This is a genomic window from Flavobacterium taihuense (genome assembly GCF_019351435.1).
GTDB classification, from domain to species: domain Bacteria; phylum Bacteroidota; class Bacteroidia; order Flavobacteriales; family Flavobacteriaceae; genus Flavobacterium; species Flavobacterium taihuense.
Genome location: NZ_JAHWYN010000001.1, coordinates 301395 through 317171 on the forward strand (window position 1 = coordinate 301395; position 15777 = coordinate 317171).

The 15777-nt window shown below is 33.0% G+C and carries 12 protein-coding genes; 5 read left to right on the forward strand and 7 right to left on the reverse strand.

What is annotated here, in order from left to right; all coding sequences use genetic code 11:
* Window positions 1-223 precede the first annotated feature (223 nt).
* From susR to KZH69_RS01235, 6 genes are all read right to left on the reverse strand, one after another.
* Entirely contained in the window at window positions 224-1870 is a 1647-nt protein-coding gene (gene susR, locus KZH69_RS01210; RefSeq protein ID WP_219315637.1) for a SusR family glycan utilization regulator, read from the reverse strand.
* A 104-nt stretch (window positions 1871-1974) separates the two neighbouring features.
* On the reverse strand, window positions 1975-3405 hold the full coding sequence (gene pyk, locus KZH69_RS01215) for a pyruvate kinase (protein ID WP_219315638.1): 1431 nt from the start codon (window positions 3403-3405) through the stop codon (window positions 1975-1977).
* A 5-nt stretch (window positions 3406-3410) separates the two neighbouring features.
* Window positions 3411-3899 (reverse strand): IPExxxVDY family protein, encoded by a 489-nt coding sequence (locus KZH69_RS01220; protein WP_219315639.1) that lies wholly within the window; start codon window positions 3897-3899, stop codon window positions 3411-3413.
* A 115-nt stretch (window positions 3900-4014) separates the two neighbouring features.
* Window positions 4015-4755 (reverse strand): ribonuclease III, encoded by a 741-nt coding sequence (gene rnc, locus KZH69_RS01225; protein ID WP_219315640.1) that lies wholly within the window; start codon window positions 4753-4755, stop codon window positions 4015-4017.
* Window positions 4756-6015 (reverse strand): beta-ketoacyl-ACP synthase II, encoded by a 1260-nt coding sequence (gene fabF, locus KZH69_RS01230; RefSeq protein ID WP_219315641.1) that lies wholly within the window; start codon window positions 6013-6015, stop codon window positions 4756-4758. It abuts the gene before it with no gap.
* Window positions 6016-6205: 190 nt separating this feature from the next.
* Window positions 6206-6442 (reverse strand): acyl carrier protein, encoded by a 237-nt coding sequence (locus KZH69_RS01235; RefSeq protein WP_007137004.1) that lies wholly within the window; start codon window positions 6440-6442, stop codon window positions 6206-6208.
* Window positions 6443-6620: 178 nt separating this feature from the next.
* Here KZH69_RS01235 and purN point away from each other — a divergent pair, with 178 nt between their 5' ends.
* The 4 genes from purN to KZH69_RS01255 all read left to right on the forward strand — a co-directional run bounded on the left by purN (window position 6621) and on the right by KZH69_RS01255 (window position 10715).
* Entirely contained in the window at window positions 6621-7190 is a 570-nt protein-coding gene (purN, locus tag KZH69_RS01240; RefSeq protein WP_219315642.1) for a phosphoribosylglycinamide formyltransferase, read from the forward strand.
* Between the two features lie 9 nt (window positions 7191-7199).
* Window positions 7200-7679 carry a ribonuclease HI gene (rnhA, locus tag KZH69_RS01245; RefSeq protein ID WP_219315643.1) on the forward strand — a complete coding sequence of 160 codons (480 nt, stop codon included), beginning with the start codon at window positions 7200-7202 and terminating at the stop codon, window positions 7677-7679.
* Between the two features lie 75 nt (window positions 7680-7754).
* Window positions 7755-8678: a PfkB family carbohydrate kinase gene (locus tag KZH69_RS01250; protein ID WP_219315644.1), complete on the forward strand. Its 924-nt coding sequence runs from the start codon at window positions 7755-7757 to the stop codon at window positions 8676-8678.
* 138 nt (window positions 8679-8816) lie between these two features.
* Window positions 8817-10715, forward strand: a complete 1899-nt coding sequence (locus KZH69_RS01255; RefSeq protein WP_219315645.1) for an amidophosphoribosyltransferase — start codon at window positions 8817-8819, stop codon at window positions 10713-10715.
* Between the two features lie 926 nt (window positions 10716-11641).
* On the opposite strand, the gene KZH69_RS01260 is transcribed toward KZH69_RS01255, so the two are convergent.
* The gene (locus KZH69_RS01260; RefSeq protein WP_219315646.1) at window positions 11642-12250 is read right to left on the reverse strand and encodes a superoxide dismutase; all 609 of its coding nucleotides are present in this window, start codon (window positions 12248-12250) and stop codon (window positions 11642-11644) included.
* A gap of 283 nt (window positions 12251-12533) precedes the next feature.
* Here KZH69_RS01260 and KZH69_RS01265 point away from each other — a divergent pair, with 283 nt between their 5' ends.
* Window positions 12534-15707 (forward strand): UvrD-helicase domain-containing protein, encoded by a 3174-nt coding sequence (locus KZH69_RS01265; RefSeq protein ID WP_219315647.1) that lies wholly within the window; start codon window positions 12534-12536, stop codon window positions 15705-15707.
* Window positions 15708-15777: the final 70 nt, after the last annotated feature.

The following is a 15777-nucleotide window of genomic DNA, read 5'->3' on the forward strand; positions in this document are numbered from 1 at the left end:
ATAAAAGTGAGATATCGTTTTCGTGAAAGTAAAAGTAGATGCTTTGTAGCTCGAAAAAATCTGTTGCTTTAAAAAAGTAGATTTTAATTTTAAAAATAAACGTCAAATAGCTTTAAATCAATGTTTTGTGATTATTTTAATTTTAAAAAAAGTGGTGAAGAAGTAACTGTAAATTTTAAATTAAGATGAATTTAAATGCAATACATTCCTAAATGAAGAGTTTTTATTTATTGCTTGCCCCAATTTGCATTACTTTTTCTTCAAATTCATCTCGTGGTCCGGCCGATTTGTTTTTGAGTTGTGAACGGTAATTGTAAATGGTAGAAATTGAATACCGAAGAAAAACAGCAATTTTGGCGCTATCTTTTATCCCCAAACGAATGAGGGCAAAAATTCTCAGTTCGGTATTGAGTTGCTCGTCTTCCTTTAGTTGAATGGCTTCTTCTGGAATTAATAAGGCATTAAAATCACGAATAAAATTAGGGAAGAGTTGCAAAAAGGTTTTATCAAAGTTCGCATAAAACTCTTTCAACTCATTTTCGATATATTCTTTTGACTTTACCGCACTTACCAAATCATTGATTTTTCCTGTGGTTGCCAATACATTTAGCTTTCGTTGGTATTCATCCAGTTTTCCTAAATAGTCAGAACATTGGTCCATATAACGGCCTATATATATTTCCTTCAAAAAATTGGCTTCTGTCAAGGTGTTGTTGGACAAATTTAATTTTTCATTAAAAGTGTTTAGTTCATCATTCAACTCCGAAAGTTTATCATTAGCTAAGACTAAGTCGCTCTTCGCTTTCGATAATTTTTTCATTTGTCTAATGATTAAAAATAAAAGTGCCAATAAAATGATTGCCAAGAAACTGGCACTAATTAAAAACACAATCAATTGAAATCTGTTGGTTTCGTTTTGCTGTTGATAGGATTCGCTGATGATGGGCAACATCTTTGATATTTCATAGGTTCTCAAGCGGGCATTACATATCACAGCATCATCTAAGGAACGTTTTATATAGGTATAAGCTCGATCAATATCACCATCTTCATACAGCAAAAAAGCCAATGAACGTAATGAAATATATTCTTTTTTGGCCAACTGTAAATCGGATAAAGCCGAAATACTTAACCATTTTTTCTCCTCATCTCTATCTTTTTTCTGCTTGTATGCTTGTGAAATGATATAGGATATAATAGCCCGATTGGGGTCTTTTTTATGAATTTTCGGAAAATAAGGAAGTAGTAAATCGAGAGTTTCTGCGTGTTTTTTATGGTCTAAATACCAATCAGCCTTTGCTATAATGTATGGAGTAGAATGAGTAGGGTAAAAATTTACACAGGAATCTCGGTATTGTTTTGAAAGCAAAAGATATTTTTCTTTTTCTTGTTGCGAAGAGGCATTATCGGCCATTTGCCCATAAATGACTCTTGTAACACCATAAAAAGAACCTTTTAATGTGGGTGTTGAAGCTGTATTTATGGCATTCAATACATCAATGCCTTCTTTGTACATACCTAATGTACCCATTATGGCTACGAGATTCAATTTTGCTTGATTTAATTTTCCGGGCTCATTAAGATTTTTCGCTATTTGAAAATTCTTTCTGGCATAAACCAAAGCAGAATCGGATTGATACGATTGGTAATCAGTATATAATTTTCGTGTAATCTCGTATTGTTGTGTAGAAGCAGTGGTATGTTTTAACAGTGCCTTTAGTTGGGCAATTTTACGCTCTTTCTTTTGGGTGAAATAGAAACTGTTTTCAATAGTTTTATCTATTTCAAACAATAGTACATTTGAATTATTTTGTGCAAATAAAGGGAAAGATAGTATTGAAATGATAACAAATAAGAAAAAGCGATTCATTCAAGTTGGATTTATTTTCTGTAAAAATAAGTAAAAATTTAAATGCAAAAACCGTCTTGAATCTTTCAGGATACAAGACGGTTTTATATTTAATGAGATAAAAGTTATTCTATTTCAGAAACTCTTAAAGTATTTACCATTCCTTTGTCAGTAATTGGCATTGCGGCCAAGTTGATTAGGAAATCACCTTTTTTCACAAATCCTTTTTCTTTTACGATGTTATTTACATCCGTAACAGTATCATCTGTACTTACTGATTTTTCATAATAAAATGATTTTACTCCCCATAATAAATTAAGTTGGGTTAAAATTCTTTTATTGGAAGTAAAAACCAAAACGTGCGCAGAAGGTCTCCATGCCGAAATTTGAAAAGCAGTATAACCACTATTCGTTAAGGTACAAATCGCTTTTGCTTTGATCGCATTAGCCATGATAGCGGCGTGTTGGCAAATTGTTTTAGTGATAAAACGGTTTGTTCTTACTTGTGGAGAGTTTTGAGGAACTTGGATAAGCGGTGAATCTTCAACTGCTTCAATTATTTGAGTCATTTTTTGAATCACTTGTACCGGATAATTTCCTGTAGCTGTCTCTCCTGAAAGCATTACTGCATCGGCACCATCCATTACAGAGTTGGCAACGTCATTTACTTCAGCACGAGTTGGAGTTAAACTAGTGATCATAGTTTCCATCATTTGAGTGGCAACGATAACCGGAATTCTAGCTGTCTTAGCTCTTCGAATTAATTCTTTCTGTACCAATGGTACTTCATGGGCAGGGAGTTCAACTCCTAGATCACCTCTGGCCACCATCAAAGCATCACAATAAGCAACGATTCTATCGATATTCTCTAATGCTTCAGGCATTTCTATTTTGGCGATAATTGGAATTTTATGCTCTGAATGTTTAGCAATCAATTCCTGTAAATCTTGCAAGTCTCTTGGCGTTTTTACAAATGAAAGAGCAATCCAGTCCAATTTTTGTTCAATTGCAAAAATAGCATCTGCTACATCTTTCTCTGTCATTGCCGGTAATGAAATTTTAGTATTTGGTAAGTTTACCCCTTTCTTAGATTTCAATTCACCTCCTTGAATAACACGTGCAATAACTTCTGATTTTTTATCGGTTTCAACGATTTCAAAAATTAATTTTCCGTCGTCTAGTAATATTCTTTCTCCAGGATTTACGTCATTTGGAAAATTCTGATATTTCATGAATACTTTCTTTGCAGTACCAAGAATATCTTCTGCAGTTGTAAAAGTGATTAAATCACCGTCATTTACGACAACTCCGTCTTCCATTACTCCAACACGTAGTTTAGGGCCTTGTAAATCTCCAAGAATTCCAGTAGTATATCCAAATTCTTCGTTTATACCTCGAATAATGCTTATTTTATTTTTTACGTCTTCGTAATCAGCATGGGAAAAATTTACTCTAAATACATTTACACCTGCTTCAATCATGTCTTTTATGATTTCTCGTGTGCTACATGCAGGCCCAAGTGTGGCTACAATTTTGGTTTTTTTGTTTGTATGCATTAGTATTAAAAAATTAAATTGTTTTTAGATTTTATTTTATTTGTGTCAACAATATATATCGTTGCTATATTGTCTATTGTATTCAATTCATTTTGTATTTTCAAAAGATTCAAATTCTCATCGCTATTTTCTATTTTCAAAAAGTAATCTACTTTTTTAAACTCGGGGAGCATATACACTTTTGTGGCTACTTCTAAATTTATATTTGAAAACAAACTTTGATTTTCCTCTTTTTTTTGTTGAATGACCTCGTTTTTATTCTGTATCAAATCCCAAGAAATCTCCTTTTTCTTTTCATAATAATGAAATCTAGAAAAATGAGCTTCTCCTTCTTTAACTGTAATTTGAATTTCTTTTATAGATTTATTCAGATTAACATGAAGTCTTTGATTGATAAAATAAGCCAATCGATAATCTTCTAATGAAGTATGAATAGCAATAAGACTATAATCTATTTCGTCAAATTCGCCAAAATCCAGTTTATGAATTGCCATATTCATTAAAAAATAAGATGTAAATATAGTATTTCTATTTTAGCAAAAGGACGCAAGGTGGCTAGGATTTTGATATTTTATCAACGAAAACGATGTAGTATTGATAATAGAATAGTTATTTTCTGTCAATTTTCTCTTGAAATACAAAGTAAGCACGTTGAGATGCTTTTTCTTCCGCTTTCTTTTTTGAAGTTGCTCTGGCTTTAGCAATGACTTTATCGTCAATACTAAGTTTTACGCCAAATAAGCGTTGACCGTCAATGGCATTGTCTTCAAAAATGTCGTAGTGAAACTGTTTTTTCTCTTTTTGGCACCATTCGATAACAAGGCTTTTGTAACTGATCACTTTTCCTTCCAGTCGAGCAATGTCAACATAAGGGATTATTACTCTTTTTTGAATAAATTTTTCACAATATTCATATCCTCTATCTAAGTAAATGGCTCCAATTAAGGATTCGAATATGTTACCATGAATATTTTCTCCAAAATGATGAACAGGGACTTTGCTTTCAATAAAATGTATAAGATTTAAATCTTTGCCTAATTCATTTAAATGTTCTCTACTAACTATTTTAGAACGCATTTTTGTTAAATAACCTTCGTCTCCAAGTGGTGCTTCATTAAATAAATAAGCCGCAATTACTGAACTCAACATAGCGTCGCCTAAAAACTCCAGTCTTTCGTAGTTCATTGGGTTTCCTTTTAAATCTATTCGATTGGAGGAGCGATGTGTAAATGCTTTTTTATAAAAGTCAAGCGTAACTGGATTAAATCCAAGGATTGGCTGGATAGAATCAAAAAAAATCCCGTCTTCAAGAGAACGGGATTTTGAGAATATTTTACTGAGAATACCCATTTATGATTTGTAATCTAATTTTTTTACCAAAACGCAAGCATTATGGCCACCAAAACCAAATGTGTTACTCATAACAACGTTCATTTCTCTTTTTTGAGCCACATTGAAAGTAAAGTTTAATTTTGGGTCAATATTTTCATCATCTGTAAAATGATTAATTGTTGGAGGGACAATTCCGTATTTCAATGAAAGTATACAAGATATAGCTTCGATAGCACCAGTGGCGCCAAGTAAGTGACCTGTCATTGATTTTGTTGAATTCAAATTCATAGTATAAGCATGCTCTCCAAAAACGTGCAGAATTGCTTTAGATTCTCCAATATCACCAAGCGGAGTTGAAGTTCCATGCATATTTACGCCATCCACATCAGTTGGTTCTAAGCCAGCATCTCTCAAACAGTTTAACATTACATTTTTAGCGCCTAATCCTTCAGGATGTGGTGCGGTAATGTGATAAGCATCTGCCGACATTCCACCGCCGCCAATTTCACAATATATTTTTGCGCCACGAGCTACTGCATGTTCGTATTCTTCAAGAATTAAAGCTCCAGCACCTTCACCTAACACGAATCCGTCTCTGTCTTTATCCATAGGTCTGGAAGCTGTTTTTGGATCATCATTTCTGGTTGATAGGGCGTGCATAGCATTAAAACCGCCCATTCCAGCAATTGTTACGGCAGCTTCAGAACCACCAGTTACGATTGCGTCTGCATGACCAAGGCGTATGTAATTGAAAGCATCAATAATAGCATTTGTTGATGATGCGCAGGCCGAAACGGTTGTAAAGTTTGGGCCTCTAAATCCATATTTCATAGATATAAGTCCACCAGCAATATCAGCAATCATTTTTGGGATGAAGAACGGATTGAATTTTGGAGTACCGTCACCAGCAGCATAATTAAGAACTTCTATTTGAAAGGTTTCTAATCCTCCAATTCCTGAACCCCATATAACACCAACTCTGTCTTTGTTTAATTTGTCAAAATCAAAACCGGCATCGTTTACAGCTTGTTCAGATGCAACCATAGCGTATTGTGCGTAACGGTCCATTTTTCGGGCTTCTTTTCTGTCGATAAATTCTTCAACATTGAAGTTTTTTACTTCACAGGCAAATTTTGTTCTAAACTTTGAAGCATCAAAATAAGTTATAGGTGCAGCTCCACTAACACCATTAATTAAACCATTCCAAAATTCTTCAATATTATTTCCAATGGGAGTAAGAGCACCAAGGCCTGTAACAACAACTCTTCTTAAAACCATAACGTTTTTATTTTTGTTATCTTTTAACAAATAAAGCCCATGCTTTCTATACTATAAAAAGTAACTAAAAGAGACATGGGTATTATAATGTAAATATAATGTGATTGAAATTCAATCGAAAATTAGTTAAATCAAATAATAACACCCGATTCTTAAAACTTTAAAATTTTAGAAATCGGGTGTGTCATTATTATTTTTTAGCTTCCTCGATGTAAGAGATAGCTTGACCTACAGTAGCAATGTTTTCTGCTTGATCGTCTGGAATTTGAATATCAAATTCTTTTTCGAATTCCATAATAAGCTCAACAGTGTCTAATGAGTCAGCTCCCAAATCATTAGTGAAGCTTGCTTCTGTTACAACTTCGTTTTCGTCAACACCTAATTTGTCTACGATAATCGCTTTTACTCTTGATGCAATGTCTGACATAATCTTTTAATTTTAGAATTTAATTTGTTGGCAAAAATAAAACAACTTTATTTTAAAACAACTATTTAGTGAATAAATGTGTGTACTAATTTATAAAATTTATTTGAACAAAGATTTCTTAAATCTATTTATTTTCGTTTTTTATTCCTTTTTTTGCATAAATTTAAACGAATGAATTATGAAAAGAATACTGATATTTGCGTCTGGATCGGGGACTAACGCTGAAAATATTATAAAATATTTTGGCAGTAGAGCTACTGGAACTGTGGTGGCAGTTTTTTCAAATAATTCAAATGCAACGGTTCTTGATAAAGCAAAAAAATTAAATGTTCCAACGGTTGTTTTCTCAAGAGAAGAATTAAATAAAGGAAAAGTATTACAAAAAGTTAATAATTTTCAACCTGATTTGATAGTCTTAGCTGGTTTTTTATTAAAATTTCCGGAAAATTTGATCGAAGCTTATCCAAATCGCATTATAAATATACATCCCGCCCTGTTGCCAAAATTTGGTGGAAAAGGAATGTATGGCATGCATATTCATAAAGCGGTAGTCGAAAATAATGAAAAAGAAACAGGAATTAGTATTCATTATGTAAACGAGAATTATGATGAAGGGAATATTATATTTCAGCATAGTGTAGTTCTTTCTGAAAATGATACCCCAGAATCAGTTGCTGAAAAAATTCATACATTAGAACAACAACATTTTCCAGAGGTTATTGAAAAACTTCTAACTTCTAACCTCTAATTTTATACTTTGGACTACGATGTACATATATATACCGATGGTGCTGCCAAAGGAAATCCCGGTAATGGTGGTTATGGTGTTGTCATGGAATGGGTAGGTAAACCTTATAAAAAAGAATTTTACGAGGGTTTTCGATATACTACCAATAATAGAATGGAGCTTTTGGCTGTTATTGTCGGATTGGAAAAGCTAAAAAAAGAAAACACATCGGTTTTGGTTGTTTCTGATTCAAAGTATGTTGTGGATTCGGTTCAAAAAAAATGGGTCTTTGGTTGGGAAAAAAAAGGGTTTGCAGATAGGAAAAATCCTGATTTGTGGAAAAGATTTCTAATTGTTTACAGAAAACACAAAGTCGATTTCAAATGGATTAAAGGTCATAACAATCATCCTCAAAACGAAAGATGCGATGAATTGGCTGTAATAGCTTCTATGCAAAAGCAACTTTCTGTTGATGCTTTTTATGAAAAGGAAGAGGGAAAACTTTTGTGAAAACTTTGAGATATTTACCCTTTGCAATATTGCAACTTAAGGACTATCTTTGCACCCTAATTCGAAACTCATATAATGAATAAATTATTGATTGTTGGAACAGTAGCTTTCGACGCAATTGAAACTCCTTTTGGGAAAACAGATAAAATTCTAGGGGGAGCAGCAACGTATATAGGGATATCGGCTTCTTTTTTCGACGTTCAATCGGCTATAGTTTCTGTAGTTGGTGATGATTTTCCACAAGAATATCTTGATTTGTTAACAGATAGAAAAATTGATATTTCTGGAATCGAAGTTGTCAAAGGTGGGAAAACTTTTTTCTGGAGTGGATTGTATCACAACGATTTAAATTCAAGAGATACGTTGGTAACAGAACTTAATGTTTTGGCTGATTTTCAACCTAAAGTTCCTCAAGACTATAAAAATGCGGAAATTGTGATGTTAGGTAACCTTCATCCTTTAGTGCAAAGCAGTGTTTTGGACCAAATGGAAACCAAACCGAAATTAGTTGTTCTTGATACTATGAATTTTTGGATGGATTGTGCATTACCTGAATTATTAGACATCATCAAAAGAGTGGATGTAATCACAATAAATGATGAAGAAGCCCGTCAGCTTTCAGGAGAGTATTCTTTGGTTAAAGCAGCTGCAAAAATTCACCAAATGGGACCAAAATATGTTGTAATCAAAAAAGGAGAACATGGAGCATTATTGTTTCATGGAGAAGAAGTTTTCTTTGCACCTGCATTGCCATTAGAAGAAGTCTTTGATCCAACTGGAGCGGGAGATACTTTTGCAGGTGGTTTTTCAGGATTTATTGCACAGAGTGAAAATGTTTCATTCGATAATATGAAAAAAGCAATAATCTATGGTTCTAATTTAGCTTCTTTTAGTGTGGAAAAATTTGGAACAGAAAGAATGATTGACTTAGATAAACATGAAGTGGTCTCAAGGTTGAAACAGTTCAAATCTCTGACCCAGTTTGATATAGAATTATAAAGTTCTTAAGCCTCTATATGAGGCTTTTTTTAATTAGTACAGTCAATATTTATAAGAAAGAGTACGAATTTGCATCGTATTTGGTCAAATAATAAAGGGAGACACCATTAAATACCAATAACTACAAACAAAAAAACAATGAGCGACGCTTTAAAACACGAATGTGGGATAGCATTAGTTAGACTTTTAAAACCTCTTGAATTTTATAAAGAAAAGTACGGTACTGCTTTCTATGGCATACAAAAAATGTATTTGATGATGGAGAAACAGCATAACCGCGGTCAAGACGGTGCTGGTTTTGCAAGTATAAAAATGGATGTGGAGCCTGGTGAAAGATACATTAGTCGTGTGCGTTCCAATCATGCACAGCCCATTCAAGATGTTTTCAAACAAATAAACGAAAGAATAAACGAAGAAATGGTTGCTCATCCTGAATATGCGGATGATGTGCCACAACTTAAAGCCAATATTCCGTACATAGGAGAATTGTTTTTGGGGCACGTTCGGTATGGAACTTTTGGAAAAAATAGCATCGAAAGCGTTCATCCTTTTTTACGTCAAAGTAACTGGATGCATCGAAACCTTATTTTGGCAGGAAATTTCAACATGACCAATGTAAAAGAACTTTTTCAAAACTTAGTTGAATTAGGACAGCATCCTAAAGAGATGGCTGATACTGTAACTGTAATGGAAAAAATTGGTCATTTTCTGGACAAAGAAGTGATGCAATTGTATCAAGACTGTAAAATGATGGGATTGTCAAAAAGAGAAGCCTCGCCAGTTATTGCAGAAAGATTGGATATTGCTAAAATATTAACTCGTTCTTCCAAAAATTTGGACGGCGGATATGCTATGGCAGGGCTTTTGGGTCATGGTGATGCTTTTGTTTTTAGAGATCCAGCAGGAATTCGTCCAGCTTATTTCTATCAAGATGACGAGGTTGTTGTTGTAGCTTCTGAGCGACCAGTAATACAAACCGTTTTTAATGTTCCTTTTGATAAAGTAAAAGAAATTGATCCTGGAAGTGCATTGATAATTAAGAAGAACGGTGATGTTTCTATGAAAGAGATTCTTACTCCAACGGTAAAGAAAGCCTGTTCATTTGAACGTATCTATTTTTCAAGAGGAAGTGATGCAGAAATCTATCAAGAAAGAAAGAATTTAGGAAAATTGATTTTACCTGCGGTATTAGAGTCGATCGATAGCGATACTGATAATACTGTTTTCTCATACATTCCTAATACAGCAGAAACTTCTTTTTACGGATTAGTGGAGGCAGCTCAAGACTTTTTGAATCAGAGAAAGAAAAATTTTATTCTTGAAAACAAAGATAAGTTAACGGTTGACTCTTTAGAAAAATTACTATCTGTAAAAATCAGAACCGAAAAAGTTGCCATAAAAGATGCTAAACTGAGGACTTTTATTACTGAAGACAGCAGTAGAGATGACTTAGTGGCTCACGTTTATGATGTTACTTACGGAGTAATAAAGCCAACAGACAATCTAGTTATAATTGATGATAGTATTGTAAGAGGAACAACTCTTAAAATGAGTATCATTAAAATGATGGATCGTTTGAATCCAAAAAGAATTGTGATTGTTTCATCGGCACCTCAAATACGTTTTCCTGATTGTTATGGAATTGATATGGCAAAACTGGAAGGATTAGTTGCTTTTAGAGCAGCTTTGGAGTTGTTAAAAGAAAGAAATTTGTACCACATTGTTGACGAAGTATACACAAAATGTAAAGCACAGGAAAATTATCACGACAATGATGTGGTGAATTATGTTACAGCGATATATGAACCATTTACGCCTCAAGAAGTTTCAGATAAAATTGCTGAAATGCTTAGTTCGCCTGAGATTAAAGCAGAAGTGAAAATTATTTTCCAAACAGTTGAAGATTTGCATATTGCCTGTCCAAAAAATTTAGGAGATTGGTATTTTACCGGAGATTATCCAACTCCAGGTGGAAATCGAGTGGTTAATAGAGCATTCATGAATTTCTATGAAGGAAAAGACGCTAGAGCATATTAATGTTTGGGATTAAAGAATTGCTGATAAACGGGTTTATGAGTGATTTGTCGAGTTTATTTTAAAAGTTATGAATCTCAAAGTATATTTGCCGCACCATGATTTAGTAGGTTAAGTTTATGGTAGATTTGGGGCAAAAAGGGTGAAAGTAAAATTTCACCTTTTTTATTGAAATAAAGTCAGGCTTTTCATTTTTGAATAGGTTTGATTAGAGTAAATCTGGTTGTTAAATCAAATTAAATATTTTGAAAATCAATAAAATAACTTCTAATCGAGTATTTTGTACATTTATCGAATATATTTTAAAAGTAACAAATGTCAAAGTATATTTGACTACCATAATTTTTAGTAGGTTAAGTTTATGGTAGATTTGGGGCAAAAAGGGTGAAAGTAAAATTTCACCTTTTTTATTGGAATAAAATCAAGTTTTCTTTGGATAAATTAAGAGTAAAATAACAAGTTAAATATTCTGAAAATCAATAAATTAGTAAATAAACGAGTATTTGGGATGTTCATCGAAAATATTTTTAGAATAACAATTACCGACGTACATTTGACTACCATAATTTTAGTAGGTTAAGTTTATGGTAGATTTGGGGCAAAAAGGGTGAAAGTAAAATTTCACCTTTTTTATTGGAATAAAATTAATTTAAAATACTGAAAATCAATTAATTAGTAATTAAACGAATATTTGTGACTTTCATCGAAAATAATTTTATACTAGTTAAGTTCAAAGTATATTTGACTACCATAATTTTTAGTAGGTTAAGTTTATGGTAGATTTGGGGCAAAAAGGGTGGAAGTAAAATTCCGCCTTTTTTATTGGAATAAAGTCTAAAGAAAGGAAACAGGAAAAAGGATCAAAAAAAATAGACGAACAAACTTTTCAGTCCATTCGTCTATCATCTAAAAATCTATTGTCTTTTTGACTATTTCTCTAAAGCAAAACGTCTAGACACTTCAGTCCAGTTAATTACATTGAAGAAAGCTTCAATATAATCCGGTCTTCTGTTTTGATAGTGTAAGTAATAAGCATGTTCCCAAACATCCATAGCAAGTATTGGAGTTCCACCACAACCTACTTCTGGCATCAATGGGTTGTCTTGATTTGGAGTTCCACAAATGTCGAGTTTACCACCTTTTTGCACACATAACCAAGCCCATCCTGAACCGAATTGTGTAACTCCAGCCTTTGAAAATTTAGCTTTAAATTCTTCAAAAGTACCAAATGAACTTTCAATAGCATCTAGTAATTCACCAGTTGGCAATCCACCTCCATTTGGAGACATTACAGTCCAAAACAAGTTATGGTTGTAAAAACCACCACCATTATTTCGTACCGCAGTATTCGTTTTATCAAGGTTAATTAAGATATTTTCAATTGTTTTTCCTTCCAAATCAGTCCCAGCAATAGCTGCATTCAAATTTGTTGTATAAGCATTGTGATGTTTTGAATGGTGAATTTCCATTGTACGAGCATCAATATGAGGTTCTAATGCGTCATACGCATAAGGTAATTGTGGTAATTCAAAAGCCATAATATAGTTGTTTAATGATTTATAAATATTTTATTCAAAATTAAACATTTAACTTTGGAATATAAAATTCTATTTTGTTATAATTTCATCAAATAAAATGATAATACAATTCTGATTATATAAACCCTAGTAATTAGGAGCTATTTCCCGCTATTCGTTGCAATCTTTTCTTTTTTAAAAGAAAAAAGAAAAGGATTTTCACTACTATCGGGGCTAGGGCATTTCGGATTTCAAGAATCTTTAGTGTAAATCAGAAGTCTAAAATCGTTAATCTAAAATCCAAATGGAAAGACCTTCTTTCGCTATATATGACGCTTCCGCAGGTTCCGGAAAAACATATGCTCTTGTAAAAGAATACCTCAAAATCATACTTACTGCACACAAGAATGATGCTTACCGCAACATACTTGCTATTACGTTTACCAACAAAGCGGTGCACGAAATGAAAAGCCGAATCGTAGGTAGTTTGTCCGAATTTGCCAAAGACGAACCTAATGCCAAAGCTTTCGATTTAATGCAGGATTTGGCTGTAGATACGGCGCTTTCAATCATTCAAATCAAGACTAAATCCCAGCAAATTATAAAACACATTATTCATAATTATGCTGCTTTTGATATTTCTACTATCGATAAATTCACACACAAAGTCATTCGGGCTTTTGCACATGATTTGGGATTACCTATGACTTTCGAAGTAACTTTGGATACCGAAAATCTGTTAATTGAAGCAGTAGATGCGATCATTGCACAAGCGGGCGAAGATGAAACCCTAACCAAATTGCTCATCGATTTCACGATGGAAAAAACCGATGATGATAAATCTTGGGACATCTCACGTGAAATTTTGGAAACGGGAAAATTAGTGCTGAATGAGAACAACCGAAATGAAATTACTCATTTTCATGACAAATCAATCAGTGATTTTATAGCCGTAAAAGAAAAATTAGTTCAAGTCTGTGCAGCTTTAGAAAAAGAAAATGCAAGCCTTGCTAGTGAATTATTATTGCTAATTGATAAAAACACAATTGATTTAAAATCATTCTCCAGAGGAACTTTTCCCAATCATCTTCAAAGCATAGCTGACGGAAAATTTAATGCAAAAAACAAGATGTTTCATGAACTCGAAGATATTGCTATCAATAAAACAGCAAAAGACCGAGCTTTAATAGAAAATATCATCCCCGAGTTGTTGCAAAGTCTCGGGGTAATTTACAAAAACTTCGAAAAGAGAAATTTTTACAAAGCTTTTTTGAAAAACATAACGCCTTTATCGCTATTAAATACCGTTAGTAATGAATTGACAAAAATTCAAAATGAACAAAATGTACTTTCGATAACGGAGTTCAACGCAATTATTCACCGCGAAATCCAAAATCAACCTGCTCCTTTTATATATGAAAGGCTAGGAGAGCGCTACCGTCATTTTTTTATTGACGAATTTCAGGATACCTCCGAAATGCAATGGCAAAACTTGATTCCGCTTATTGATAATGCGCTTTCTGGACAAGATGATTCGGGGCAAAAAGGAACTTTGATGATTGTTGGTGATCCAAAGCAATCCATTTATCGTTGGCGTGGCGGGAAAGCTGAACAATTTATCGAATTGAGTAAAGACCAAAATCCTTTCAATAATCCCGATAAAAAACTAGAACATTTAGATAAAAATTACAGAAGTTATTCGCAAGTAATTGAATTCAATAATGATTTCTTTCAATTGTTATCCAGTGAGTTTACCAATGTCGATTATAAAGATTTATACGAAAACCACAGTCGTCAGAAGATAAACAATAAAGTAGGCGGTTATGTGAATATTTCTTTTTTGCCTGAAATTGAATCTTCAGAAGAAGCTGAAGAGGCTTTAGATAAAACGGATTTGTATGTTTTGGCTACACTAAATACCATTCAAAAAGTGGTAAAAGAAGGTTTTGAATACAAAGATGTTGTGATTTTGACTCGAAAAAGAAGTCAGGGGATTGCTGTTGCCAATTATTTAACAGAACAAAGTATTCCGCTTTTGTCTTCTGAAACATTGATGATTCAAAACGCAACCGAAGTTCGGCTGATTATTCACATTTTAAAATATTTAAAAAACAGCTCCGATTTAGAGTCAAAGGCCAACTTTTTACAATATTTGGCACAAAACAAACAAAAGGAATTGCCGGTTCATGATTTTATAGCCAAAGGAATGGAATTGAAAGAGGAAATGGCTTTCGAAAAATGGTTGGAGAATTGTAATATAGAGCTTTCTTTTCAAAACGTTAGAAAAAAATCATTGTATGAAGCGGTTGAAATTATTGTTTCTAAGTTTTTAAAAACTACTAAAAATGAAGAGATATCATCAATGGGAACAGCCTATGTTCAGTATTTTCTAGACATTGTTCTAGAGCGTGATGTTCGTAATCAAGCAGGAATTTCGGATTTTCTCAATTATTGGGATAAAAACTCGGAGAAATTCAGCATTCCTTCTCCCGAAGGGACAAATGCGGTTCGAATTATGACCATTCATAAATCAAAAGGGTTGGAATTTCCGGTTGTTATAATGCCTTTTGCCGAGGAAGATTACAGCAGAAAACCGAAAGATAAATTATGGCTTAATTCAGAAGAACAAGATTTTGATATGCCAAAAGTGCTAGTGGATAACAGCAGTGCAATTGAAGAATTTGGTGAAGAAGCTTCGTTAGTTTATAATTTAAAAAAGCAAGAAGAATTGTTGGATAATATTAACGTGCTGTATGTGGCTTTGACTAGAGCTGAGGAGCAATTGTATGTTATCTCTCAAAATATTCAACCAAGGAAAGATGGAGAATATCCGAGTAATATGGCTTCGTTTTTTATAAAGTATTTGATTCTGCAAGGGGTATACGATGAAAATCTATTAGAATATCAATTTGGAAATTCAGCTAAGTTGTCTGCAAAAGAAAAACATATTGATACCACTAAAAATATCCCGGAAGTTTGGGAGGTTTTAAATCCAAAAAACATAAAAATTGCCCAAAGAGAAGCCTTAATGTGGGGAACCCATCAACTAGAAGCTATAGAATTTGGTAATGTAATACATGAAATCCTTTCTTTTGTAGCAACAAGGAGTGACGTGGAATTAGCAATTAAGAAAGCAATTGAAAACGGATTGATAACAATTCTTCAAAAAGACATTGTTTATAATGCAATTATCGAAATAGTAAATCATAAAGATTTGGCAGTCCATTTTGCTGAAGGAAACGAGGTGTTGAATGAAAAAACAATCATTCAAAAAGAGGGTGGTACTATTAAACCCGACCGAATAGTCATTAACAAATCAAAAGAAGTTTTTTTATTGGACTATAAAACAGGACTTCCAAACCCGAAATACAAATATCAATTAGAAAATTATCAAATTGCTATTGAGAAAATGGGATTCAAAGTGCTAAAAAAAGCATTGGTGTATATAGGAGTAGAAATCGATGTAGTACATTTGTAAAAAAATAAATAATTGTCAACTAGCGAAGTTTAAAGAATATTTGTCTTTAAACTTTTAAGTTTTAAAACTT

Coding starts and splice junctions, on each gene's coding strand:
- susR (WP_219315637.1), bottom strand. CDS start 1,870: ATGAATCGCTTTTTCTTATTTGTTATCATTTCAATACTATCTTTCCCT.
- pyk (WP_219315638.1), bottom strand. CDS start 3,405: ATGCATACAAACAAAAAAACCAAAATTGTAGCCACACTTGGGCCTGCA.
- KZH69_RS01220 (WP_219315639.1), bottom strand. CDS start 3,899: ATGGCAATTCATAAACTGGATTTTGGCGAATTTGACGAAATAGATTAT.
- rnc (WP_219315640.1), bottom strand. CDS start 4,755: ATGGGTATTCTCAGTAAAATATTCTCAAAATCCCGTTCTCTTGAAGAC.
- fabF (WP_219315641.1), bottom strand. CDS start 6,015: ATGGTTTTAAGAAGAGTTGTTGTTACAGGCCTTGGTGCTCTTACTCCC.
- KZH69_RS01235 (WP_007137004.1), bottom strand. CDS start 6,442: ATGTCAGACATTGCATCAAGAGTAAAAGCGATTATCGTAGACAAATTA.
- purN (WP_219315642.1), top strand. CDS start 6,621: ATGAAAAGAATACTGATATTTGCGTCTGGATCGGGGACTAACGCTGAA.
- KZH69_RS01250 (WP_219315644.1), top strand. CDS start 7,755: ATGAATAAATTATTGATTGTTGGAACAGTAGCTTTCGACGCAATTGAA.
- KZH69_RS01255 (WP_219315645.1), top strand. CDS start 8,817: ATGAGCGACGCTTTAAAACACGAATGTGGGATAGCATTAGTTAGACTT.
- KZH69_RS01260 (WP_219315646.1), bottom strand. CDS start 12,250: ATGGCTTTTGAATTACCACAATTACCTTATGCGTATGACGCATTAGAA.
- KZH69_RS01265 (WP_219315647.1), top strand. CDS start 12,534: ATGGAAAGACCTTCTTTCGCTATATATGACGCTTCCGCAGGTTCCGGA.